This window comes from Bacteroidota bacterium, assembly GCA_039714315.1.
Taxonomy (GTDB): domain Bacteria; phylum Bacteroidota; class Bacteroidia; order Flavobacteriales; family JADGDT01; genus JADGDT01.
The window spans coordinates 1-1,839 of the sequence record JBDLJM010000267.1; the positions used below are offsets into that span (position 1 = coordinate 1).

The 1,839-nt window shown below is 36.0% G+C and carries 2 protein-coding genes; both read right to left on the reverse strand.

From position 1 onward, the window contains the following. Positions 1-206 precede the first annotated feature (206 nt). A complete protein-coding gene (locus ABFR62_14220; GenBank protein MEN8139573.1) occupies positions 207-941 on the reverse strand; it encodes a hypothetical protein in 735 nt (244 codons plus the stop codon). Between the two features lie 49 nt (positions 942-990). Further along, positions 991-1,680, reverse strand: a complete 690-nt coding sequence (locus ABFR62_14225; GenBank protein ID MEN8139574.1) for a hypothetical protein — start codon at positions 1,678-1,680, stop codon at positions 991-993. Between the last annotated feature and the right edge of the window lie 159 nt (positions 1,681-1,839).

A 1,839-nucleotide genomic window follows, 5' to 3' on the forward strand; every position in this document is an offset into this window, starting at 1 on the left:
CAGTTGGTATCGGCTTAGCCGAGATAGGGATTTCATAAGATTAAGTGTTTTAAGTTGTTTTCTTATTATTTTCTAAAATTTTCCATTTTTTTTTGGCGCTATTTCCGGCCTGCCTGGATTGGCAGACAGGCTCTCCGCTATAGCTTTGCCCGGCATAGCAGTTCGAATTATATTTCTGCATTCTGCTCCTTAAAAGCAATTATTCTCTAATAAATCAGAATAGCCTTTCCGTCTTTACAGTCTACTCCAACGGGCTTGGGAGTGACAGTACAGTCAGACATTATTCCCCATTTTACATTATATATAGCCTGGGCTAAAGTGAACTCTTCAACTAAGTTAAGAAAAGCAGTTGTATCTATTTTTTTAGAATAGGCAATATAATTTGCCGGTCCGCCACATGCTTTACTTCCTATTGCTGTAAAAGTCCAGTCATCGGGATTGTCGCAATTAACGCTTTGTGATAATGTCAGAATTTCGGCATATCTTTCTTCCAACATAGCTGCATCCTGCTCTTTTGTAGTTTCACTGTCTAATTTATGTATATCTGCATATTTCATGACATCATCTTTTGGTGTTGAAATATCAATTACCCTTTTTATAATAATCCCTGATGAATTAATAGAAATAAGCAGTGTCGATTGGGGTGGATAGGTCTTTATACATGCATAACACGCCAATTCTGCCTGTAAATTTTCGCATTGTTGGTTAAGTTCTGATACAAGTAATTCAATATTCTCACTATGACCATATTGGTCTTCCGCGTTTGGATTGGGAGATAAATCAACAGTTAACTTTTCGAGTTCGGTACTTACAACATCCGATTCCATCGAAATAAGCCCCTGAGTAAGTGATTCACAGTTTATATCAGCCTTTTCATCATTCTTTTCGCATGATGTTAAAGCAACAAGGCTAAAGATTAGTATCCGGAATATATTTTTCATAATTAATATGTTTTATTGTAATGAGGTATAAGCTTCTTTATTGTATGCTTTATTTACCAAGGCCATAAATATCTACAGCAGGAAGCCCCCAAATGTTATTTTCAACGCGGTATATTACCTCACAGTTTTCAAGTTCTTTACATATATCATCAACATTGCCCCAGGCATAGTTACATGAGCCTATTACCTCTCCTTCATTATCGAAAATACTGCCGCCTGCATCATAGGCATTTAAACCTGCAGAGTACACAGTTTTGCCATTGTGTTTGCATTCGGATATTTCTCCGTTTTTAAACATTGTATAGAGTTTAAGAACTGTTTCGTCTATTTCTTTAACATCCAGCTTTTTCAGCTTATATTCAGTGTTTTCTGCATCATCATCTTTTCGGATCGTAAGATTTTCACCGTCATATTTATAGTTGTATTTTCCGCTAAGAACAAAGGTAGGCCCGTAATTAGCAGGTTTTACAAAAAATAAGGTGTCAATAAAATCGATGGTTGTTTCGGAGATATCTAATTTACCGGCTCCGACTCCGAAAGGTAAATTCGTAAAACATTTGTAATGTTCGTCAGATATTGTTAATGAAACGTTTATCGGCATTTTTTTAGAATCAATCGCCTCAAATGTTCCTGTGAAGTGAGATTTTTCGTTTATATCGAGTTTCGTATGTGTTTCTTCCTTTTCGCAGGAAGACAGGGTGATCAGGGTGACAGACAGTGCCAATAATATTTTTTTCATAACTGAGGTTTCAAGTTAGTTTTATCCTAACAAGTGCAACAAAATTCGTGCCAGGTAGTTGTTTGAAAGAGTTTTCTATTGTATTTTTTTAGCTTAATACAGCCTGAGTTCGACGATAGATTTTAATACAGTTGCACCTGTGGTATGAGAAGTTGTTAT